Source organism: Vibrio diabolicus (assembly GCF_011801455.1).
In the GTDB taxonomy this organism is placed as follows: Bacteria; Pseudomonadota; Gammaproteobacteria; order Enterobacterales; family Vibrionaceae; genus Vibrio; species Vibrio diabolicus.
Window position 1 is genome coordinate 1,031,525 of record NZ_CP042451.1, and the last position, 21,455, is coordinate 1,052,979.

21 protein-coding genes are annotated in these 21,455 nt (G+C 44.5%); 6 read left to right on the forward strand and 15 right to left on the reverse strand.

What is annotated here, in order from left to right:
- Positions 1-11: 11 nt before the first annotated feature.
- The gene (locus FR741_RS04880; protein ID WP_005397228.1) at positions 12-671 is read left to right on the forward strand and encodes a helix-turn-helix transcriptional regulator; all 660 of its coding nucleotides are present in this window, start codon (positions 12-14) and stop codon (positions 669-671) included.
- 18 nt (positions 672-689) lie between these two features.
- Here FR741_RS04880 and FR741_RS04885 read toward each other — a convergent pair whose 3' ends face one another.
- Positions 690-938: a YkgJ family cysteine cluster protein gene (locus FR741_RS04885; RefSeq protein WP_167426351.1), complete on the reverse strand. Its 249-nt coding sequence runs from the start codon at positions 936-938 to the stop codon at positions 690-692.
- Positions 939-1,065: 127 nt separating this feature from the next.
- Positions 1,066-1,314: a GlsB/YeaQ/YmgE family stress response membrane protein gene (locus tag FR741_RS04890; RefSeq protein ID WP_005397239.1), complete on the reverse strand. Its 249-nt coding sequence runs from the start codon at positions 1,312-1,314 to the stop codon at positions 1,066-1,068.
- A gap of 188 nt (positions 1,315-1,502) precedes the next feature.
- Here FR741_RS04890 and FR741_RS04895 point away from each other — a divergent pair, with 188 nt between their 5' ends.
- Both FR741_RS04895 and FR741_RS04900 read left to right on the forward strand, forming a co-directional pair.
- Positions 1,503-1,943, forward strand: a complete 441-nt coding sequence (locus FR741_RS04895; protein ID WP_005384948.1) for a YcgN family cysteine cluster protein — start codon at positions 1,503-1,505, stop codon at positions 1,941-1,943.
- 271 nt (positions 1,944-2,214) lie between these two features.
- Complete coding sequence (locus tag FR741_RS04900; RefSeq protein WP_005397241.1) at positions 2,215-3,813, forward strand: mechanosensitive ion channel family protein; 1,599 nt, start codon at positions 2,215-2,217, stop codon at positions 3,811-3,813.
- Positions 3,814-3,882: 69 nt separating this feature from the next.
- Here the strand turns inward: FR741_RS04900 and FR741_RS04905 are convergent, their stop codons facing one another.
- The 10 genes from FR741_RS04905 to gap form a co-directional block, all read right to left on the reverse strand.
- A complete protein-coding gene (locus tag FR741_RS04905; RefSeq protein WP_065645039.1) occupies positions 3,883-4,167 on the reverse strand; it encodes a putative quinol monooxygenase in 285 nt (94 codons plus the stop codon).
- A 17-nt stretch (positions 4,168-4,184) separates the two neighbouring features.
- Entirely contained in the window at positions 4,185-4,580 is a 396-nt protein-coding gene (locus FR741_RS04910; protein ID WP_005397245.1) for a VOC family protein, read from the reverse strand.
- Between the two features lie 151 nt (positions 4,581-4,731).
- Positions 4,732-5,031 carry a ribbon-helix-helix domain-containing protein gene (locus tag FR741_RS04915; protein ID WP_047010120.1) on the reverse strand — a complete coding sequence of 100 codons (300 nt, stop codon included), beginning with the start codon at positions 5,029-5,031 and terminating at the stop codon, positions 4,732-4,734.
- A gap of 136 nt (positions 5,032-5,167) precedes the next feature.
- Positions 5,168-6,745: an alkaline phosphatase gene (locus tag FR741_RS04920; protein ID WP_167426352.1), complete on the reverse strand. Its 1,578-nt coding sequence runs from the start codon at positions 6,743-6,745 to the stop codon at positions 5,168-5,170.
- 397 nt (positions 6,746-7,142) lie between these two features.
- The gene (locus tag FR741_RS04925) at positions 7,143-7,502 is read right to left on the reverse strand and encodes a hypothetical protein (protein WP_005397250.1); all 360 of its coding nucleotides are present in this window, start codon (positions 7,500-7,502) and stop codon (positions 7,143-7,145) included.
- 250 nt (positions 7,503-7,752) lie between these two features.
- Complete coding sequence (locus FR741_RS04930) at positions 7,753-8,700, reverse strand: ChaN family lipoprotein (RefSeq protein WP_167426353.1); 948 nt, start codon at positions 8,698-8,700, stop codon at positions 7,753-7,755.
- A 97-nt stretch (positions 8,701-8,797) separates the two neighbouring features.
- Positions 8,798-9,625, reverse strand: a complete 828-nt coding sequence (rlmA, locus tag FR741_RS04935) for a 23S rRNA (guanine(745)-N(1))-methyltransferase (RefSeq protein WP_167426354.1) — start codon at positions 9,623-9,625, stop codon at positions 8,798-8,800.
- A 96-nt stretch (positions 9,626-9,721) separates the two neighbouring features.
- Positions 9,722-11,758 carry a methyl-accepting chemotaxis protein gene (locus tag FR741_RS04940; RefSeq protein WP_167426355.1) on the reverse strand — a complete coding sequence of 679 codons (2,037 nt, stop codon included), beginning with the start codon at positions 11,756-11,758 and terminating at the stop codon, positions 9,722-9,724.
- Positions 11,759-11,957: 199 nt separating this feature from the next.
- Positions 11,958-12,842: a D-hexose-6-phosphate mutarotase gene (locus tag FR741_RS04945; RefSeq protein ID WP_167426356.1), complete on the reverse strand. Its 885-nt coding sequence runs from the start codon at positions 12,840-12,842 to the stop codon at positions 11,958-11,960.
- A 158-nt stretch (positions 12,843-13,000) separates the two neighbouring features.
- The gene (gene gap / locus FR741_RS04950) at positions 13,001-13,996 is read right to left on the reverse strand and encodes a type I glyceraldehyde-3-phosphate dehydrogenase (RefSeq protein WP_012841556.1); all 996 of its coding nucleotides are present in this window, start codon (positions 13,994-13,996) and stop codon (positions 13,001-13,003) included.
- A gap of 337 nt (positions 13,997-14,333) precedes the next feature.
- Between gap and msrB the strand changes: the two genes are divergently transcribed.
- Positions 14,334-14,744: a peptide-methionine (R)-S-oxide reductase MsrB gene (msrB, locus tag FR741_RS04955; RefSeq protein WP_047010128.1), complete on the forward strand. Its 411-nt coding sequence runs from the start codon at positions 14,334-14,336 to the stop codon at positions 14,742-14,744.
- 115 nt (positions 14,745-14,859) lie between these two features.
- Here msrB and FR741_RS04960 read toward each other — a convergent pair whose 3' ends face one another.
- Entirely contained in the window at positions 14,860-15,681 is an 822-nt protein-coding gene (locus FR741_RS04960) for a DUF2989 domain-containing protein (RefSeq protein ID WP_005396509.1), read from the reverse strand.
- 101 nt (positions 15,682-15,782) lie between these two features.
- Between FR741_RS04960 and FR741_RS04965 the strand changes: the two genes are divergently transcribed.
- The gene (locus FR741_RS04965) at positions 15,783-16,067 is read left to right on the forward strand and encodes a YeaC family protein (RefSeq protein ID WP_005380700.1); all 285 of its coding nucleotides are present in this window, start codon (positions 15,783-15,785) and stop codon (positions 16,065-16,067) included.
- A 99-nt stretch (positions 16,068-16,166) separates the two neighbouring features.
- Here FR741_RS04965 and ansA read toward each other — a convergent pair whose 3' ends face one another.
- A complete protein-coding gene (gene ansA, locus FR741_RS04970; RefSeq protein ID WP_046874512.1) occupies positions 16,167-17,180 on the reverse strand; it encodes an asparaginase in 1,014 nt (337 codons plus the stop codon).
- Positions 17,181-17,345: 165 nt separating this feature from the next.
- On the reverse strand, positions 17,346-19,196 hold the full coding sequence (sppA, locus tag FR741_RS04975) for a signal peptide peptidase SppA (RefSeq protein ID WP_012841560.1): 1,851 nt from the start codon (positions 19,194-19,196) through the stop codon (positions 17,346-17,348).
- Between the two features lie 224 nt (positions 19,197-19,420).
- On the opposite strand from sppA, the gene FR741_RS04980 reads away from it, so the two are divergent.
- A complete protein-coding gene (locus FR741_RS04980; RefSeq protein ID WP_065645046.1) occupies positions 19,421-21,433 on the forward strand; it encodes an NADPH-dependent 2,4-dienoyl-CoA reductase in 2,013 nt (670 codons plus the stop codon).
- Positions 21,434-21,455: the final 22 nt, after the last annotated feature.

The following is a 21,455-nucleotide window of genomic DNA, read 5'->3' on the forward strand; positions in this document are numbered from 1 at the left end:
GGGAAGTAACATTGCTACTAAAGAAACTCACCAAGAGTGATCTCGATATTTTGAACTCTATGAAAAACGTCGTGGATGGCATTGCACGTATGTATGGTGAACACACTGAAGTGGTTCTCCACAGCTTAGATGCCGAAGCGCCGGAAATCATCAAAATCGCAAATGGGCACGTGACGGAACGCAGTGAAGGTGCCCCAATTACCAACTTAGCGAGAATGAAGTTAAGAGAGGGCAAGGACGTTTCTGATTCGTACCTGACGAAAACGTCGAACGGAAAGACCTTGCACTCCATTACGACCATTGTCAGAAATCCAAAAAACAAACCGATTGGTTTGCTGTGTATCAACGTAGATATGGATGCACCGATGCAGGCGTTTTTAAAGGCAATGCTGCCTCAGCAACACACCGAGTGTTGTGTTGGTGGCGCTCGATCACCAGAAACGTTTGCGCGTAATATCGATGAAACCATCATCAGTACGATAGAAACCGTGCAAACAGAAGTGTGGGAAAATGAAGCCATTGCGCCTTCTAAACGTAACCGTGAACTGGTGACGCGACTGCACGGCTTAGGCATTTTTAAATACAAAGATGCTGTTTTAATGGTTGCAAACCATCTTGGCATTTCGCGCGATACCATCTACTTGTACTTACGAGAGCTTGGTAACGACTAAACGGGGGCTCTGAATAGATTAAGTAAGTTGCTCTAGCTCAGTGATGTTGTCGAGCGCTTCTTGGTTGGTTTTGCCACACACAACCGGACACGGTTTAAAATCGTGACAAACGTTAGGGCGCTCAGGCTTACCAAACAGTTTACACAAATTATCATCGTTGAGTTGTATGCAACGAACACCTGCTGGTTTGCCCTTGGGCATTCCAGGTATCGGTGAAGAGATACTTGGCGCAATACAGCAAGCTCCGCATCCTAATCGACAATCCATAATGTAAACCTCTTAAAAATTGAGGGGGCAATTATGGTCATTTTGACGTGGATTGGAAGAGTCGCTTAAGAAAAAATAAAAAGGAGCACTCAATAGAGTGCTCCTTTTGGCTTCTAAACCGTTGTGATCATCTCAAGAAGCGGTTGTAAACAAACAGCAGAATAAATGCGCCTAGCGTTGCGGTGATGATGCTACCGATATTTACGCCAGTTGCCCCGCCGAAACCCAGAATACCGCCAAGAAAGCCGCCGACAAACGCCCCAGCAATACCGAGTAGCATTGTCGCAATCCAGCCACCCCCATCTTTTCCTGGCATGAGCCATTTTGCGAGTGCACCGGCGATTAAGCCCAAAATAATCCAAGAAATAATACCCATGAAAACTCCTTAATGCCTTCTTGATCAATTGAGTAATGGAAACTCGTTTAAGGATAGAACAGTAAAGCGAAAGTAGTTGAATATCTCTACTGTTATGTGTGAATGATTCGAGATCTTCTCAAAACTTGAACTTTTGCGTCGAGAGGGGTATAAATCGCCCCCTAAATTCCCTTGGTGAGACCTGAAGTATGAGCACTCCATTTTGGCAAAGTAAATCGTTAGAGCAGATGACAGAAGAGGAATGGGAATCTCTCTGTGATGGTTGTGGTAAATGTTGCCTGCATAAGCTAATGGACGAAGATACCGACGAAATCTATTACACCAATGTGGCCTGTAGCTGGTTAAATAGCAAAACGTGTTCTTGTAAGGATTACCCAAATCGTTTTACTTCGGGTGAAGAGTGCACCAAGCTGACGCGCGAAGACATTGACGATTTTACTTGGCTGCCGCATACGTGCGCTTACCGCCTGTTGGCTGAAAAACAGCCTTTACCAGAATGGCATCCGTTGATTACGGGCTCTAAATCTGCGATGCACGCGGCGGGCGAAAGTGTCCGCAATAAAGTGGTATACGAGATTGATGTAGTGGATTGGGAAGACCACATTCTGAATCACCCCAATCGCCCGTAGTTAAATGTAAACAAGCCTTTCATCTAATAATGAAAGGCTTGTTTGTTATTGGGTTTCTCAACTTTGACGCCCAACTAACGAAATGCTGCTCAGTTTATTATTTAGTGTTGTAAACTTAGGTATATAATTTCAAGGCTTTACACTTCTATTCTTGGTCGTTTTGATCAGAACTGTTCCCTAAGAGGTAAACATGACGTTTCATTTCCCCCAGAAAATACGCCTGACATCTTGGGTGGCATTATTCGCGCTCATCCTCGGTATGATGGCCCCGATGGTCATCAATGCGAAAGATATTCAGGATACGCCAGAGCCCTCTGCTGCCGAAACTTCTATTGATAACTTGAATCGAGAAATTGTGGATTTATCCCAAGGTCTCTCGCAAGCGAGTGGTGATGAGCGCGACGCGCTTCAACTGCAGCTGTTCCAAAAAAATGAAGAGTTAAGAAGTCAGTTAGCATCAGCGATTGAACGTGAAACTATCCCTCGTGACAAATTGATCTCCTTGGTTAAAAAGCAGGAAAAATACTCTGAGGACGCCACGAACTATCTGTCGGAAAAAATAAAGAAAGTCGTTGAAGATTTAAATAAAGCCAAGGATGAAGAGAAACTTGCTCTTGTAAATGATTACCGAGAGTTACAGCATTACCTCGATGTCAGCTTCGATTCAAGTTGGCAAAACCTTGCTTGGCTGAAAGAGTTAGGGGCTCAAAATGAGCGCGCAGAAGCGGAACTAAAGGATAAAGTTGATAAACGCATGCGTTTGCTGTCTGCCTCAATTGAGTACTTGAGTCAGCAAAGTGAGATCATCGGCTCTCAACTTTCGTCAAGCCCTGAATCGGAAAAAGCGTCACTGCAGCTAAGTCAGCTTATTACTAAACAAAGACTGAATATTGCGACGGAAAGCCTACGCAATTTAATTTCGATTGGCGATAAAGTCGGTTTAGAAACGTCCGAATACAAACGCCAAATTTTCGAAGTGACAGGGAATATCACCCATGACTTGCTGAATACCAAAGTAGTGTGGTCAATACTGAGCCATTGGTCCAACTCTGCGCTAGACTGGTTTGCCGAAAATGCGCCGCAGCACATTTTCCAGTTGTTTGTATTTGCGCTGATTTTATTGATCGCTCGTGGGCTCGCGAAGTTAACGCGCAAAGTGGTCAGCAAGGCGGTTTCATCGAAAAACTTAAAGCTCTCACACTTGATGCAGGATTTCTTTATATCAATGTCCGGCAAATTCGTGTGGGTGATTGGTATCATGGTGGGCCTATCTCAGCTTGGATTGAACCTAGCACCGATCCTAACTGGTTTTGGTATTGCTGGTGTGATTATCGGCTTCGCTTTGCAAGACACCTTGTCCAACTTCGCGGCGGGTATGATGTTGCTTATTTACCGCCCATTTGATGTTGGTGACTTTGTGTATGCTGGTGGCGTGGATGGTAAGGTAAGCCATATGAGTTTGGTGAACACCACAATCCGTACGTTTGATAACCAAATTATTATTGTACCTAACAGTAAAATTTGGGGAGATGTGATTAAGAACGTCACACACGAGCGCATTCGCCGTGTGGATATGGTGTTTGGCATTGGCTATGCGGATGACTTGCTGAAAGCCGAGTCAGTGCTGTCTGATATCATTACTTCTCACCCTGCAGTACTTCGTACACCAGAGCCGATGATCAAAGTGCATACGTTAAACACATCATCTGTAGACTTTATTGTTCGTCCTTGGGTAAAAACTGATGATTATTGGGACGTGTATTGGGATGTGACAAAAGAAGTGAAACTGCGCTTTGACCGAGAAGGCATTTCGATTCCTTTCCCACAACAAGATGTGCATTTGCACATGGTAGAGAAGCAAGACGCGTAATCACAGCCACAACAGTACGAAAAGGCACTCTAGTAAAGAGTGCCTTTTTATTTGCATTAAGCGGTGTTTTTACAGTTCGTTAAAGAACGCCAATTTCGGTTCGCATTCTAACAAGTTGTCGATTTGGCTAATCAAAAGAGAAAAGTGTTCTGTTTTACCATGAAGATCGAACGCTTGTTGGTCTTTAAATTGCTCTTGAAAAACGAAGTGGCACGCATTGTCTTTATCTTGGAATAACTGATAACGAACACAACCTTCCTCATTGCGAGTGGGTTCAAGTGCTCGGGTGAGCACTGCTTTCAGTTCCTGTTCTTTTCCCGGTTGTGCGTGAAAGGTAGCAGTCAAGTGAATCATGATGTTTACTCTTTTTGTTATAGGTAACGCCCTTGGCGTTGTAAGAACTCAATTTTGTAACCATCAGGATCAGTCACAAAAAAGAACGTTGCCAAATGTTTTTGTTGGTGATCAAAGGCTTTGATGTCACCCGCTTCAATACCGAGAGATTTAATGCGTTTGTGAGTTTGTTCGATGTCCTCTACGCTGACAGCAAGGTGACCGTAGCCTGAGCCGTGAGTGTAAGGCTCAGTTTGATCGTGATTGTGTGTCAACTCTAATTCAAAGCCAGTTTCTTCGTTGGCTAGATAGGTCAGAGAAAAACCATCAAAGATGTATTGGTCTTTGATTTCTAGCTCAAGTACGTCGCGGTAAAATTGTAGAGAACGGTCCAGATCGCTGACTCGGATCATGGTATGAATCATTTTTGTCATGGGTACTCCTTGATAGTCCGCATAGGTTAGCGAGTTCAAAAGGAGTCTGGGTAGTACTCTAGTACGACAAATTAGAACATGTTCAATGGCTTACCACTCTGTTGCATAGCTTATGAAGGTTATTGGTAGGTTGGTCAGCGGTTGGTTGTTATTAAGTGTTTAGTTGTGCAAGTGCTTGACGAATCGTCTCTTTAGGCTGGCGAGCGTAAGTGAGACAGGCGCAGCGGAGTAGGGAGGCAAAGTTGTTTACTTCACCATTGTATTCGAGCGCTTCTAGATAGACCGTACTAATAAACTTAGGAACAGTCATGTTTTGAGCGTTAGCAATTTCCTCAAGAATCGTCCAAAAGCTTGCTTCAAGTTTTACACTTGTGGCGTGACCATCAATACGGATAGAGCGGGTGATGAACTGATAGTTGTCTTGGGGCTGCTTAGCAAATATTTCGCACATTTTCTTCATTCATATAATCAAAGACCTATAATTATTGAGGTTTATTGTTTAAAACGTCAACTATTTTCATGCATAAAAAAACGCTCCCTTACGAGAGCGTTTGAACTTCACGAGTCGTGAAGTAAGTGCAAGCCGATTATTTGATTTGTTGCTTTAAGTACTCACCTAACTGAGAGTGGTGCATGATTTTTGATACTGGAAGGATAGTTTCTGCCGGTCCCCAAGCAAATACGTTGACTGGGGTATGCGTATGAGTACCCGTTCCCCATACGGTGTTTTGCTTTGTTGCATGCTCACGAGCTAGCAAGTTGCCACGGTCGTTGTAAGGAAAGAACGCATCAAAGTCATTGATTGTAGGAACGTTCTCTTCGCTTAAGTATTTGTGTCCAGCGAGTCGGTATGGATTTGGTTTACTTGCTAATACGCGTTCTGCTTGCTCAGGCGTAATCGAAAAAGCGCTATTTGCATTCACAATCTCTGCAAACTTCTCTGGTGTTTGAGCTTTCTTATCAAGCGCTTGGAATTCGCTGATCATACCGTAGTAGCTTTTCTTCTGGTTGTATAAACCATCGAGGATTTCGAACTGACCAAAGTTGAAGTTTGGCGCGTAATCTTGATTTTTGAATGCTTCGCCGTCGCGTTTTTGCGGTTTAGGCAAGTTTGCTGATGAGTAACTAAAGCCGAAAGAACCGGTCTCGTGGTCAGCGGTAACAATGATCAGTGTGTCATCACGGCCTTTTGCCCACTCATAAACCGAGTCTACCGCTTCGTCGAACTTGATCATTTCATGCAGCATCGTACCCGCATCGTTACTGTGGCCAGCCCAGTCAATTTGACCGCCTTCAACCATCAAGAAAAAGCCGTCTTTGTCTTTTGAAAGAATGTCGATTGCTTTGGTGGTCATTTCTTCCAGTGATGGCTGCGTACGTTTTGGATCGTTTTTGCTTTGGCTGTAGGCAATACCATCGTTCATGCCCGAGTAAGCAAAAAGTCCAAGTAATTTGTCACCTTTAGCTTGTGTGAGCATATCGCGGCTGAAAGCCAGGTTGTAACCTTGGTCTTGCGCCTCAGTAAGCAAGTTGCGCTCATCTTTACGTTTCGACTTTAGGTAGACATTACCTTCAGTGAGCTTTTCAAGTTGCTCGTATGTCTCTCCCTTGTCGTTTGTCGACTTTGGAATCCAATGACGAAGTCCGCCAGACATCATCACGTCAACGCCAGTTTCTAGCATGTCCGCCGCAATACTGTTTTCTAGAGAACGGTGTGGTTGATGAGCGGCAAATGCGGCTGGCGTTGCATGAGTCATACGTGTATCAGAGACGAGACCCGTAGCCTTACCTTTGCTTTTGGCTTTTTCCAAAATGGTTTCAACGTGGTTGCCTTGGCTATCAATGCCAATGACTTCAGAAGCGGTAGGTATTCCTGTTGCTAGCATCGTTGCGGAGCACGCAGAGTCGACGACAATCGCGTCTTCTGGATTAGTCAGTGAAGAGCCAATGACACCTTCTTGAGCGAGTTTATACAAAGCGGTAGTTTCGCCTTTGTAAATCGAGTTAGGTGCGTGTTTGGCGTAGGTCTCTAGTAGACCAACTTGTTGAGGCCCCATGCCATCGCCGATCATCAAAATAACGTTTTTGATTTCGGCCGAGAGTGCATTAAAAGAGAGGGTTGATGCTGCCACTGCGGTAACGATTGGAGATACTAAGCGCTTCATTATATTTTCCTTGTTTATTGAAAGCGCTGGCATTAAAACAATGATTTATGACGATTTTGTGTCGGTAATAAAAGTTTAACTAAATTGTCGTCTTTGCTTGGGTTTGTAGAAAAAGTGAATCAGCCTCTAACGTTTGTGAATTTAGAAAGAAGAAAGCCCACAAACGTGGGCTTGGATTACGCTTAGGAGTTGAAAGCATGGACTAAAGTTATCCATTCAGTGCCTTCACAAGAAACCTAGTTTAGGGAGCAATAAACGAGTATGCGTTCTAAGGTCATAAGAGCGGTCGAATTGAGGAGTATATAACCTACGTTTACGACATATCGTTCTTTGACGTATCAAATTATGGGCTGCAGTTAGTGATTTATTCAAATAGGATTTATTGTCGTAACGATTATTAGACCAACGCTAATATGATGCCACCGACAGTGAGGGCCGCAGAAAGGTATTGACCCGCAGAGTATGAGCCGTCTTCTTCTTCCTCGATTTTGTCAGGGTGATCCATGCCAAGTGCACCATGTGTGAAGGACTCCACTTTTTCACCAACAGATTTATCTTCTGCTTCTACTCTCTTACTGTCGTGTTCGATTTGCTGCAGAGCGGCGAGGAGCGCTTTGCCCTCCGTAGACAGTGTCACCTTATTGTGTTCGACTTTTAGCGGCGAAGCGTTGCCTTCCTCTTGTGCAATACTTGTTTGCTTAGAGGCGACAGATTGTTTGGCATAGTTATTAACAGAAGTGCTTCCTACTGGATTCATCGAATACTCCTTGGAACATCGACACTCGGTCACTGAGTGCGGTAAAAAGCAGTTATATTACTATCGGCGGCAAAGTCTATTTCTGAAGCTATTTGGATAAAAACAGGTCTGCTTTTGCCGCTTCTGGTTTCTATTCGTGATCATTAGCAAAAAATAGACCAGCAGGAAGCAGACCGTTGTCACTCTATGAACTCGGAGCAGTGTGATGCTACAGCGCAACTAAAAGGCAGTAACTTAAATTGAAGACCAGCTACTTACATTGAAGGTCGCTATTGCGCTTAGTGAGGTGTTGATATGCCGCCATGCGGTGAGCATCTTGTACATACCGTACTGGTGGTGCAAGAACCTCTAACTGATAATCAGTATTATCAGCAAGCACATTATCTGTTGGGCTAATTACAACAACTTTTAAGCTCGGGTTGCGGCTTAAGATGGATGCAGCTGTACCTAACCCTTGCTCGGTATGAAACTTACCCGCGACATGAACAACCTGAGCACCTGGTTTGGTGTTTAGGTAGTTAACAATAGACTCTGCCATGGTTTCATCCCAAGTTACTTGAGCTGCAAACTGTTTCTCGGTTTGTTCTGGCTTCCCATGATGCATGGATGCCATAAACTTCTCTTTGTATGGACTACTGGCCGTGTTGATGGATTCTGCAATAAACGTTCGCTGCTCATCATCGAGCTTGTTAACGTAGTCTATCCCCTGACGACCAATACATCGGACAATGCCCTTTGGTGCATTCGCTGCAATCACCGGGAGATCTTTCTGCTTAGCAAACTCAACGAGAGGGCGATAGTCGCTCTCATAATTGGGCCAAGCATTGGCTTGTTTCATCAAGTACTGTTCACCGATTTCCCCACGCAGGTAAGCGTCAACAACAGGTTGTTTGTCGCGGGTAAATTGTTCCATTGATAACGCGAGTGGGCGGTCATAAGATGAAAGTTGTTTGAGCATATCGGTTTGAAAGCGATGAACGCCGGCATGTGTGTGCCATTCACCAATAAGAATAACATCTGCTTGTCGCAGCTCTTTTGGTAGTTTGCTTAGAGCGATGTGCTCGCCAGAAGGGGTGTAAAGTTGGTAGTCGTAAAAAGTAGTGACTTCCGCAGAGGTAGGGTGAGAGTTGGTTGATGGAACAGAAGAACAACCAGTAAGTAAGCCAGCAAAGAGCAAGCTTAAAATAGAAAAGCGCATTGAAAAGCCTCCAAAAATGTCCGGATGATATTAATGGAGGCTGAGCAATGAATCAATATAAATGATAACTATTTGCGTTTATTGACTACCACTATTATTACTGAGTGGACTTTTTGCGATATACGCGCAGCATAAAATCAGCCTCACACTGATAGAGTGTAGCGGACTTCAACTCTTCACGAAGTGCATCGGTTGCTTTCCATGCGAATGGCGTCATTTGCAATAAATCGAATGCGGCCCCGTCCTTCAAATTCATAACATAGTTAAGATGTTGTTGGTGCTCTAATTCATATCCTTCAATGTGTTCTGGCTCTTCACTGTGAAGACGAACATCTTGATAAATGCGTTCACGTAGTTGGTATAAGTGACGGCTTGCAGGTGTCACCGTGATGACCACACCGTTCTCTTTTACAACGCGCTGAAGCTCTTCTGCCTTGCAAGGGGCATAAATGCGCAAAATAGCATCTAAGGATTCATTCGCGAAAGGGAGCCGATGGCTAGAAGCGACGCTAAAGTGACACTGTGTGTAGCGCTTCGCCGCATAACGAATCGCAACTTTTGAAATGTCCAATCCATATATCGTCGCATTGTCCGTTTGCGTTTGTATCGTCTTCTGCACTTGATCAGTGTAGTAACCCTCGCCGCAACCAATATCTAATAATTGATGATCGGTTCCCTCTGTGTATTTCGCACACAGCTGCGCAACCTCTTGGCGCATTGGGTTGTAGTAATTCCCCTCAAGGAATCGACGACGAGCTTGCATCATCTCTTTATTGTCACCAGGATCTTTAGAACGTTTGTGGTGCGCTGGCATCAAGTTAACGTAGCCTTCTTTTGCTAAGTCAAACTGATGATTGTTTTCGCACTTAAACGTTTTTTCATTTAACGCTAGAGCTTGGTGGCATAAAGGGCATTGATAGTTCATGACGATCTCGAACAGAAAGTAGGGCGGCAAATTCTATCAAAAAGCGTGGTCTCAAGTGAAACAAAAAGAGCCGATGGAATCGGCTCTTATTAAGTATTAGTGGAAGAAGTCGACTTGCTCTTTCAAGTTCCGAGCTTGTTGTTGCAGTTCAATGGCACTTTGCGAGGTTTTCGCGCTGGTGCCGCGGCTTTCTCGGTTTAGTTCACTGATAGAATGGGCATTTGCAGCAATTTCTTGGGATACTTGCGCTTGCTCTTCTGAGGTCGCAGCAATGGCGTCGGCTTGAGACGCTATCGACTGGACTTGTACTGCGATGGCTTCTAATGCTGTACCCGCGTCTTGTGCTTTGTCTAAGACCTGATTGGCACTGCGTTGGCTGTCGGTCATCATATTAACTGCATTGTGAGTAGAGCCTTTTAGCTTCTCAATAATTTCAACTACATCCTGAACTGAGCTTTGTGTACGGTGCGCAAGTGTACGCACTTCATCTGCTACAACTGCGAAGCCACGACCTTGCTCACCTGCTCGTGCGGCTTCAATGGCTGCATTCAACGCAAGTAGGTTGGTTTGCTCTGCAATCTCATCAATCATTTTCGTGACGGTTTGAATACTCTCACTATCGCGATTGACTTGCTCGATAGCCGCTGCTGATTGATCTAACTGATCGTTGAGTTGAGCAACATCGATACATACGCCTTCTACAATCGAGAGACCAGATTGACTATCGGTATTCGCGGAGCGTACGTTTTCCGCAATGCTTTCTACTTGCTGCGCCACCGATTGAGCGGAAGAGGCCATCTCTTCGATTGCTGTTACCACTTGTTCTACTTCTTCTTGTTGGCGGTCAGCTTGGGTTAAATTGCTATGGGCATCATTGGCAACGCTGTTGGAGTTGCTCTCTACTAAGTCGCTTGTGGAACGGATCTTACCAACAAGTTCATTGAGTTGACTTGCCATACTGGCGACACCCGTATTCAGGTTCGTAATTTCATTTTTTGATGCCTTACGAGACGATGGGACGTTCAAGCTGACCTCGCCGCCCGCCAAGCGAGTCATATAGGAGTTTAGAACGGTCAGAGGTTTTAAGCTGCGATTCAAGAAAAGTGTCAGTACAACAAAAGTAATGATTGCTGCTACCGAAGAAATGATGGCGATAAGTTTGAGTAGTGTATCACTGCCTTTGGTCACTTCTTTGATGAACGTACCACCCAGTAGTTTCCAGTTCCAGCCTGGTACTTCGGTAAACACTAAGTACTTTTCGCCGACTGTTGAGCCGAATTGGTAAGGGTAGAGAATTAATCCGCTCTTTTGTTCAAAAATTTTATGGAAAGGCTTATTACCCTCGTAGTCACGAACTTCTGTGATTGAAGGGTCGGTTGCACTTTTAGTCGGATGGAGTAGGTACTTACCAAGATTGTTGTCGTCGTTGTCGACAATGATGGTATAGCCAGTATCGCCCCATTTAATCTCCTCTAGCGCATCGAATAGCGTTTGTGTTGCTTGATCTACGGGTAAACCAATAAACGATAACCCTGCAACTTTTCCTGTTGCATCTTTAATTGGAGAGTAATAGGTAATGTAGCGTTCGCCGTACAACTTTATTTGAGCGTAATATGGCTGACCAGCTTTTAGTTGCTGATAACCTGGGTGGTCGAGACCTAGTGTGGTTCCCACTGCTCGTTGACCTTGAGGATCTTTTAGTGAGGTAGATACACGGATAAAGTCATCTCCCAAAGGCGCGAATAAAGTCGCGATAGCACCGGTATCACGTGTGAAGCTATCGACCAGCTTTGTGTCGTTAATTAAGCTTTCACTGTATTGAGTTATGTTTGGTATTTCATGACCCATGAAATCAACGGTATAGTTTTCGACATAAACACCGGCAAGGTAACCATTACGAAAAGTGGACTCGAGCACTTTAGCGGTATGCAGATAAGCATCGAATTGGCCAGCAATGGTTTTAGCCATCGACTCTACTTTAGATTGGTGCTCTTTAAGGGTGCTTTCCAATAGAACATCGGAAGCGTTACGGTAAACAAGCGCAGCAATACTGCTGAAAGCAATGAATAGACACAAAGTGATAACCAGCTTTAACTGGATTCCGACACTTTGATTTCGGTATCTCTCTAACATAGATCAGTTCCTGATATTTTTATTATTTATGAGTTTTGTATCGGCATGCTATCGGTTTATATGATCGAATTTTTTGATATTTATTAATGAAATAGTCAAAAGTGACTGATAACCAATAAGTTAGTTGAGAGAGGACCATCTAGGTGGGGCTTTTATTACAAAAAAGGTCGGGTATTCCCGACCTTTGATCTGGTTATAACTACTGCACTGAAATTACAGTGACAAGTTCATGAGTCTCACCTGGCTGGAGCGTTTTACCTTGCTCGATACTTGGAGCGTGAACAGTAGATTCAACACACAGCATGGTTTGGTAACCATCGTCAGCCATATCAGCCATACCTTGTGCACCTTCTGCCCAAGGGTTCCAAAGTACCGCGGAGTTATGACCATGGTTTTCCACGCTTAATGTACGATTCAGTTCCGGATCTTTTACCAAAATTTTCGCTTCTGGTTGCGTGTAAACGCGATCAATGGTGTCAGTGAGTTGCAGAACATCACCACCTTGGCATACCGCATCAGCTTTCAAGCTATCAATGTACTCGGCACCCATGCCTGTCGTTTGTGCTTGCTTAATGTCTCCAACGTTTAGGTAAGTATGTAACGCGCCAGAGAAGGTCCAAGCTTCGTCATCAATGTTCATGATTTTGAGTGTCACTTTTAGCTCATCGCCAACTTCAACCACCAAACGAGCGTCAAACATATGTGGCCAAATATCGTGGATTTCTTCTGTCGGGAACAGAGCAAGTTCAACAATCACGCCGTTATCGTTCTCGCGATGTTCAACCAGCTCCCATTCAGCAGTACGTGCGAAACCATGAGCCGGTGCTGCAATACGCCCAAACCATGGCCAGCAAACAGGAAGGCCGCCTCGCAGGGCTTTTTTCCCGTCGAAAATCGCCTTCTCGCTCATCCAAATCAAATCTTCATGACCAGCAGGAGTGAACGAAACAACGTGACCACCATGTAAGGAGATGCCTGCTGTCGCTTTCTCATGAATAACACGTACTACTTTGACCTGATCAATTTCAACGACAGTAACGTTATCAGATAACACGGTTAGAGCTGGGAGAGTTTTTAAATCCATGTGCTGTTTCCTATCATTGGGGAAAATAGGGTTTCGACATCCGTCGCAAATACAATGCAACAGCGCCGAGGTATTCTCTCAAATTCCAGATACAAAAAAGGCGACTCTAGAGCCGCCTTTTCTTTAACGAAGTTATTCGCTAATTGCTAACTATCTAATTACTTAGAGATGTGAGCGATTAGGTCTAGAACTTTGTTTGAGTAACCGATTTCGTTGTCGTACCAAGATACAACTTTAACGAAGTTATCAGTTAGAGCGATACCAGCTTTAGCATCGAATACAGAAGTTTGAACTTCACCGATGAAGTCTTGAGATACTACTGCATCTTCAGTGTAACCTAGAACACCTTTTAGCTCGCCTTCAGAAGCTTCTTTCATTGCTGCACAGATAGCTTCGTAAGATGCGCCTTCTTTTAGGTTAACTGTTAGGTCAACTACAGAAACGTTAGCTGTTGGTACGCGGAAAGCCATACCAGTTAGTTTGCCGTTTAGTTCTGGAAGAACAACGCCTACAGCTTTAGCAGCACCAGTTGAAGATGGGATGATGTTTTGAGAAGCACCACGACCACCGCGCCAGTCTTTAGCAGAAGGACCGTCTACAGTTTTTTGAGTTGCTGTAGTAGCGTGAACTGTAGTCATAAGACCAGATTCGATACCGAACTTGTCGTTAAGAACTTTAGCGATAGGCGCTAGACAGTTAGTAGTACAAGAAGCGTTAGAAACGATGTCTTGACCAGCGTAAGTCGCGTGGTTAACGCCCATTACGAACATTGGAGTAGCGTCTTTTGAAGGACCAGTTAGAACAACTTTCTTCGCGCCAGCTTCGATGTGCTTACGTGCAGTCTCGTCAGTTAGGAAAAGACCAGTTGCTTCTGCAACAACGTCAACACCGATTTCGTCCCACTTAAGGTCCGCTGGGTTGCGCTCTGCAGTAACACGTACAGTTTTACCGTTAACGATTAGGTTACCGCCTTCAACTTCAACAGTACCGTTGAAACGGCCGTGAGTTGAGTCGTACTTAAGCATGTATGCCATGTAATCTACGTCGATAAGGTCGTTGATACCTACAACTTCGATGTCAGCACGCTCTTGCGCTGCACGGAATACGAAACGACCGATACGGCCAAAACCGTTAATACCTACTTTGATAGTCATTATAGTTGCTCCACAACTTAATTTCTGATTAAAGATAACTGGTAGTAAAATTACAGAATCCAGTAAACATCTGCAAGTGATAATCGGACTTAACTTGTTTAAAGTCAAAAAAAAGCGACGCTTTTTTTAACAATTCTTCGCAAATGTTCGTTTTTTAAACTTTTAACTGATTCTTCTGTAGTCCAGTTGGCGTAATATAACTGGTGAGATAAGTGCTCTTATCAAATTAATTACGCATGGTGTCCTGGTGAGAAAGTATGTGCTACAACTGTTAAGAGAAGCAAGTTTTTTGCTAAAAAAGTCAATACCAAAAACAGTAAAGAAGGAGCAGAAAGTCGTGGAACAAAACGGGAAAAAAGTGGCGAAGTCAGATGAGCAGTGGCGTGAGCAACTTTCTGAAGAAGAGTTTCGTGTCTGCCGAGAGCAAGGTACAGAACCGCCTTTCAGCGGTAAACTACTGCATAATAAAGAGACGGGTGTTTATGCTTGTACCTGTTGCAATGCCCCTCTCTTTGTCTCTGATAACAAGTATGACTCTGGCTGTGGTTGGCCAAGTTTTGATGCGCCCATCAATGATCAAGCGGTGCGCTATTTAGAAGATCTGAGTCACGGAATGGTACGTACAGAGATTCGTTGTGCCGCATGTGATAGCCATCTAGGACACGTTTTTGAAGATGGCCCACAGACCACGGGTGAGCGTTTTTGTGTTAATTCGGTGTCGTTAATTTTCAACAAATCAGAACAATAACGACAAAATTGTGCTCGATAGTGTTTTATCCTTTCAATACGATTTGTTGTAAGTAGAAAACAGAGTGTAGTTTGACCCAACGAAAAACTCCCGCCAATTGCGGGAGTTTTTTCGTTTATATCTCTTTGGGTATCATTGCTGGAGAGTAGTTCCCTCTCTCTATGGCTTTTGCCACCGATTCAGCTAATTCATCTAGCTGCTGATATTGCTCAGCATGACTAAAATTAAACATACGCTTGAGCTGCTTTTCATCAGCAAGCGGAACGTCGAATCTTTTCGCAACCATTGCCCACAGATACGCGCGCTTTTTTTCTCCAAGCCCCTGATGAATGCTTGCCATTGATTTGAGAATGATCGGATTAAGGTTGTCTTCATCCGATAAAGACAACGCTTTATTCAGCAGTATCAACGTTTTCTTGGCATCTCGATTAGTATAGAAAGTAGCTAATGCATATTGCATCTCAGCAGTATTTAACTTGGGTGAGCCTTCCATTTGTAAAAATGCGCGACGAGCTTGGATGTCACCCGTTTGAGACCACAAAAAATACAAAGTAGCGGGGTCTTCTGAGCCTTTTAACTCGTTTACGATGCGTTCTAGCTCATCAATACTGTGTACCAAAGCGTTAAAACGCTGTCTCTTGAGAGCACTTTGATCAATAGGTGTGATCTGAGAGGCGAGTTCTAAGCATTTCCTATATTCAGCGACCAGACCGTATTCGATAATTTGATTGGCTTCTGATGGATATTTCAGTTGCTCAAACCGATGCCATACTAAGTTTGTTCTGGGAACTCGACATTGCCCGTCATCCATATTGAGCTGTTCGCAGCGCAGCTCTGGTGTTTTTTGGCACAACTCTTCGGTTGTCACGTTACCTTCGAAACAGCCCGTTAGTGCGAGACTTGTGAGGCTGAGAAGTAACCAGTGTGTTCTTTTCATGGTTTTGCTTGTGATCCGTTACACCAATTCATTTTCGTATTCTTGACTCAGTTTCTTAACCCGTTATGTTCTGTAAATAGAATGTAATAAGAAGGTACATTATGGACGCAGAACAACTATTACAAGCGATGACTCCAGAAGTTTATGATCGCTTAGTCTATGCAGTAGAAACGGGAAGATGGCCAGAGGGTACAACACTTTCTAAAGAGCAGCGAGATTCGTGTATGCAAGCTGTGATGTTGTATCAATCAAAACATAATACTGATGCGCAGCATATGACGGTTGCGGCAGGTGGTGAAATCAGCTTTAAATCGAAGCAAGAACTTAAAAAACAATTTAGCGGAGAAGAGAGCGACATTGTTCGTGTCAATCCGAACATTGATTAAGTGTAACCTTTGATTTTACAGAGTGTCGTTTACTACTTTGACTTTAAAAGAAAAAAGCCCAATCTCTATTGGGCTTTTTAGATCGTAGTAAGCTTGAATTTATAGGCTCATCTCACCACGCAGTACTTGCTGCATTCTCTCTTTCACTTCTTCGTAAGAAAGGTTTTGGCTTAGAAGGTAATGCAGTTTTGCTAGTGCCGCTTCTGGCGTCATGTCAAAGCCGCTGATAACTCCAGAGTCTGCCAGTGCACAACCCGTGGCGTAGCCGCCCATATTCACTTTGCCTGCCAAACATTGAGTTAGGTTCACGACAATAACGCCGCGCTCAGAGGCTTCTTTTAGGTGGCCCAGTAGCTCAGGGTTTTGAGGCGCGTTGCCGACACCAAAAGTCAGAAGAATCATCGCATTTACAGGCTGACGAAGCGTATTACGAATAACTTCATGTGATATACCAGGATACATGGTGATCACACCGATTGGTTGTGGCGTGATGTTGTGAACCTTAAACTCACCTTCTGGTTGTGCACCAACGGTTACGCTGTTGCTTACTTGAATATTGATCCCAGCTTCCAGTAGTGGAGGAAGGTTTGGTGAAGTAAAAGCATTAAAACCGTCCGCATGAGATTTTGTGCTGCGGTTACCACGCATCAACTGATTATTGAAGAACAAAGTAACTTCGTTGATCGGGTAGTTTGCGGCAATATGCAGAGCATTCAGTAGGTTTGCTTGACCGTCAGAACGCAGCTCCGCAAGAGGGATCTGTGAACCCGTAACAATCACTGGCTTGCCAAGGTTTTCAAGCATGAAAGACAATGCAGATGCTGTGTATGCCATGGTGTCAGTACCATGTAGGATGACGAAACCATCGTATTTGTCATAGTTGTCACGAATATCATCCGCAATCTGCTGCCAGTCGGCAGGCGTCATATCTGATGAGTCAATCAGAGGATCGTATTCGTGGATAGTGTAATCCGGCATTTCAGGACGGTGAAACTCTGGCATGCTTGCTAGTTGCTTTTCCATAAAGCCAGCAACAGGCACATAGCCGTGATCCGATTTTTGCATTCCGATGGTGCCACCGGTGTAAGCGATGTAGATGTGTTTTCTAGTCATCGTTTTTTTCTTTCATGTAGGGGAACAGAGGCGGAGATTATATACCTAAATAACCTTGAGATGCGAGGCTATGCGCACAGCATCAGAAAGTCATCTGAGGAGATGTTGAGCGTAATAAAAAGGGCACCTCAAGTAGAGGTACCCTTTGTAATATTAATGAAAAAGCTACTGCACTTGGCAGTTCAAACAAAATGCGTATTGACCTTTAGGATCGTTAAAGCTTTGTAGCAAGCTTGCGTCTTGTTCAAACTGTTGAGCTACGGGTTGAAGACTTTTTGGTAGCAAGCTGGTTGCATCAATACCTAGAGAGACTTTCACCTGTTTCATGAACTCTTGTAAAAATAGTTCAGTGGGAGAAAGCGGTTCTTCTACCCAGTAAATGCCGTAATCGGTCACATTCGCCAGTTTCGCCGCTAGTTCTACGGCATCATCAAAGTCACCCATTTGGTCAACAAGACCAAAGGATAGGGCGTCTTGTCCTGTCCAAACTCGACCTTGAGCGACGTTGTCGACTTCCTCTAGAGACATATCGCGATTCTCGCCAACCAAAGAAATAAAGCGCTTATAACCGTGCTCGATACCTAATTGGAATACTTGAGACGCGCCGTCAGAAAGGCCAGTGGTAATACCGTCACCAGAGAACGGCGATGTGCCAACGCCATCAGTATTAATGCCTAACTTGCTAAAGCCTTTTTCAAACGTGGTGATGACACTAAAAATACCAATGGAACCCGTCAGTGTTGTTGGCTGAGCAACGATCTTGTCTGCGCTCATTGAAATCCAATAACCACCAGAAGCGGCTAAACTCGACATGGATACAACAACTGGCTTGCCTGCTTGTTTCAGTGCTTCTACTTCGTTGCGAATCACTTCAGAGGCAAAGGCACTACCCCCAGGGCTATCTACTCGCAACACGACCGCTTTCACCTTTTCATCATTGCGTGCTTGACGCAACAAGCTTGCGACGGTGTCACCTCCGACAGTACCACGAGGTTGTTGACCATCCATAATCGCGCCACTGGCTAGAACAACGGCGATATCGTGCTGAGGTAGTGTGTAATCAGGGCGAATCGTTGCAAGGTAGTCGTAGTAACCAATCGCGTTGTAGCTGTCTTTGCCGTCACTACCAAACTGCTTTGCAAATAGAGTGCGAATGTCTTGGCGTGTCGCGAGTTCATCAACCAAGCCCAGTTTAACCGCGAGCTGAGCAAGATCACCGTCCACTGACTTCATTTCGTCAATCAGCTCATCCATGGTTGGGTTAAGCACTTTCGCATCAATATTTCGGTTTGTCGTTACGTCATCAACAAAAGCACTCCACAATTGAGTAACCCAACGTGTTGCAGACTCTTTCGCCGCATCGGACATGTCATCACGAATAAACGGTTCGATAGCGGATTTATAAGTACCTACGCGAAAAACATGAGTAGAAACATCAAGCTTTTCCAATAACGTTTTGTAGTACATTGAATAGGCACTGTAACCTTTAATCAATACGCCGCCATCCGGTGCCAGGTAAACTTTATCAGCGTAACTTGCCAAGTAATATTGGCTTTGGTTGTAGAAATCACCTACAGCGTAAACTGGTTTACCTGACGCTTTAAATTCGTTCAACGCTTTCGCGATGTAACGTAATTTCGTGAGATTTGTTTCTGGCATGTCTCGCAGTGCTAGCACTAATCCAGACACTTTAGGATCGTCTTTCGCGTAGCGAATAGTATCAACGATATCGAAAAGGACGTTTTCTTTCGGTAACTCATTGCCCAAAAGGGAACCAGCAAAAGAGTCCATTGGATTTACATAGCGTCTTTGTTCGACAATCGGACCTGAAAGATTCATCACCAATGCCGACTCTTTTTCGACGACGGGTTGACCGTCTCCGGTATAAGTAAAAGCAAAGTAGAAAACGGCAATCATCAGCAAGAAGATCAGGTTTGCCAGTGCGAGTCTGATAAAGGTGATGCTCTTCCATATCCCTTTAAATATCAAACCAATAAATTTGAAGAGTTTTTTCATCTTGTCTCCATAACGAGATAGTTACGCCGAGTCTAACAAAGTATGGGTTCTTATCTCTAAGATCTCAAAAGATAACATTTTTTTAGCTTATCACGACCACTCAACAATTGGCATATTTTCACGCGAGATTGATCGGTGTTACAAAAATGTAAACGCTTGTTTGATTTTTTGGTTGAGCGGGCTTAATCTGGTCAGACCATGATAATAACAATGGATGTTAAGTGATGTCTGCCATGTACCCAAACCTATTAAAGCCACTGGATCTCGGTTTTACACAATTACGAAACCGAGTCCTGATGGGATCAATGCACACGGGCTTAGAAGAGCACAAAGAAGGATTACAGAAGCTCGCGGCTTTCTATGAAGAACGCGTGAAAGGCGGTGTTGGACTGATTGTAACCGGAGGTTTTTCTCCGAACTTACGCGGTCGTTTGCACCCATTGAGTGCTGAGTTCAGCAAGCCAAAGCATGCCAAGGCCCACAAAGTTGTGACAGAAGCGGTGCACAAGCACGGTGGCAAAATTGCCCTACAAATTCTTCATGCTGGGCGTTATGCCATGCATCCATTCTCGCAAAGTGCGTCTGGCATTAAAGCGCCAATTGCAAAGTTTGCTCCGAGTGAAATGAGCGACCGCCAGATTAAGAAAACCATTGATGCCTTTGCGAACAGCGCTGAGTTAGCCCAGCTTGCTGGTTATGATGGCGTCGAGTTAATGGGCTCGGAAGGTTACCTGATAAACCAATTCTTATGTAAGCGCACGAACATGCGTTACGACGAATGGGGTGGCAGTTACAAAAAACGTATGCGTTTTCCGCTAGAAATTGTCAAAGCGGTTCGTAAGGCGGTGGGCGACAAGTTCATCATCATTTTCCGTCTCTCTATGCTGGATCTTGTCGAGCAGGGCAGCACATTTGAAGACGTTATCGAATTGGCGAAAGCGCTTGAAGAGGCTGGCGTCACGATTATCAATACGGGTATCGGTTGGCACGAGGCTCGAATTCCTACCATTGCGACTCAAGTACCACGCGGTGCGTTTACGTGGGTTACGGAAAAAGTTAAGCCTCACGTTTCGGTTCCTATCATCACTTGTAACCGAATAAATACGCCAGACGAAGCAGAACGTATTCTATCTTCTGGGCATGCCGATATGGTTTCGATGGCGCGCCCATTCTTGGCCGATCCTTACTTTGTTGCTAAAGCTGAGCAGGAAAAAGCGCAGCTCATTAATACGTGTATTGGTTGTAATCAGGCGTGTCTAGATAACGTGTTTAAAGGTAAGCGCGCCAGTTGCTTAGTGAACCCACTTGCGTGCTATGAAACCGAAATTGTTGTTGAACCAGCCTTTAAGAAGAAAAACATTGCCGTTGTCGGAGCAGGTCCGGCGGGCTTAGCTTGTGCGACTACACTGGCTGAACGTGGCCATAAGGTTGATTTGTTCGAAAAGAACGACCGCATCGGCGGTCAGTTTCGTCTTGCTATGCAGATCCCTGGTAAGGAAGAGTTTCGAGAGACGATACGATATTTCGCTAATCGTATTGATGAAACAGGCGTGAATCTGCACTTATCGACGGAAGCGAACTATGACCTACTAACAGAATACGATGAGATAGTGATGGCATCGGGTGTTGAGCCACGTAAAGTCAATATTGATGGAATTGATAACCCAGAAAAAGTCGTCGACTATCAAACACTCATTCGAGACAAAACGCCAGTCGGTGAGAAAGTGGCTATCGTTGGTGCAGGTGGTATTGGCGTAGATGTCGCGACCATGCTCACTGAGCCGGTTGGACAAACGTTGGATGACTGGTTGCATGAATGGGGAATCGACAAAGAGATGTCCCAACCGGGTGGTTTATACCCTTACCCTGATGCGGTCAGCGATAAAGAAGTCTGGGTGCTTCAGCGTCGTAAAGGTCGTGTAGGTAAAGGTCCGGGTAAAACAACAGGTTGGATCCATAAACGTACCCTTGAAAAACGGGGCGTACATTTAGTCGGTGGCGTGTCTTACGATAAAATTGATGATCAAGGTTTGCACATTCATGTAGATGGAAAAGAACAATTATTGAACGCGGACAAAGTCGTCATTTGTGCGGGGCAAGAGTCTGTTCGTCCATTTGAAGATAAATGGTCTGAACTCGGAGAGAAGATTCATATCATTGGCGGAGCTGACCATGCGGGTGAACTTGATGCTGTGCGTGCGATTCGTCAAGGCGTTAAATTGGCGGTAAAACTCTAGTCTTTCAAGGTGTGTTTACTAT

What these genes read in the sequence shown, in the direction of transcription:
- FR741_RS04920 (WP_167426352.1), bottom strand. Translation starts at nt 6,745, where the DNA reads ATGAAGCGCTTAGTATCTCCAATCGTTACCGCAGTGGCAGCATCAACC.
- FR741_RS04925 (WP_005397250.1), bottom strand. Translation starts at nt 7,502, where the DNA reads ATGAATCCAGTAGGAAGCACTTCTGTTAATAACTATGCCAAACAATCT.
- FR741_RS04965 (WP_005380700.1), top strand. Translation starts at nt 15,783, where the DNA reads ATGGACGCAGAACAACTATTACAAGCGATGACTCCAGAAGTTTATGAT.
- FR741_RS04960 (WP_005396509.1), bottom strand. Translation starts at nt 15,681, where the DNA reads ATGAAAAGAACACACTGGTTACTTCTCAGCCTCACAAGTCTCGCACTA.
- ansA (WP_046874512.1), bottom strand. Translation starts at nt 17,180, where the DNA reads ATGACTAGAAAACACATCTACATCGCTTACACCGGTGGCACCATCGGA.
- gap (WP_012841556.1), bottom strand. Translation starts at nt 13,996, where the DNA reads ATGACTATCAAAGTAGGTATTAACGGTTTTGGCCGTATCGGTCGTTTC.
- rlmA (WP_167426354.1), bottom strand. Translation starts at nt 9,625, where the DNA reads ATGAACTATCAATGCCCTTTATGCCACCAAGCTCTAGCGTTAAATGAA.
- FR741_RS04890 (WP_005397239.1), bottom strand. Translation starts at nt 1,314, where the DNA reads ATGGGTATTATTTCTTGGATTATTTTGGGCTTAATCGCCGGTGCACTC.
- FR741_RS04905 (WP_065645039.1), bottom strand. Translation starts at nt 4,167, where the DNA reads ATGATTCACTTGACTGCTACCTTTCACGCACAACCGGGAAAAGAACAG.
- FR741_RS04900 (WP_005397241.1), top strand. Translation starts at nt 2,215, where the DNA reads ATGGTCATCAATGCGAAAGATATTCAGGATACGCCAGAGCCCTCTGCT.
- FR741_RS04915 (WP_047010120.1), bottom strand. Translation starts at nt 5,031, where the DNA reads ATGTGCGAAATATTTGCTAAGCAGCCCCAAGACAACTATCAGTTCATC.
- FR741_RS04895 (WP_005384948.1), top strand. Translation starts at nt 1,503, where the DNA reads ATGAGCACTCCATTTTGGCAAAGTAAATCGTTAGAGCAGATGACAGAA.
- FR741_RS04930 (WP_167426353.1), bottom strand. Translation starts at nt 8,700, where the DNA reads ATGCGCTTTTCTATTTTAAGCTTGCTCTTTGCTGGCTTACTTACTGGT.
- FR741_RS04980 (WP_065645046.1), top strand. Translation starts at nt 19,421, where the DNA reads ATGTCTGCCATGTACCCAAACCTATTAAAGCCACTGGATCTCGGTTTT.
- FR741_RS04945 (WP_167426356.1), bottom strand. Translation starts at nt 12,842, where the DNA reads ATGGATTTAAAAACTCTCCCAGCTCTAACCGTGTTATCTGATAACGTT.
- FR741_RS04885 (WP_167426351.1), bottom strand. Translation starts at nt 938, where the DNA reads ATGGATTGTCGATTAGGATGCGGAGCTTGCTGTATTGCGCCAAGTATC.
- FR741_RS04940 (WP_167426355.1), bottom strand. Translation starts at nt 11,758, where the DNA reads ATGTTAGAGAGATACCGAAATCAAAGTGTCGGAATCCAGTTAAAGCTG.
- sppA (WP_012841560.1), bottom strand. Translation starts at nt 19,196, where the DNA reads ATGAAAAAACTCTTCAAATTTATTGGTTTGATATTTAAAGGGATATGG.
- FR741_RS04910 (WP_005397245.1), bottom strand. Translation starts at nt 4,580, where the DNA reads ATGACAAAAATGATTCATACCATGATCCGAGTCAGCGATCTGGACCGT.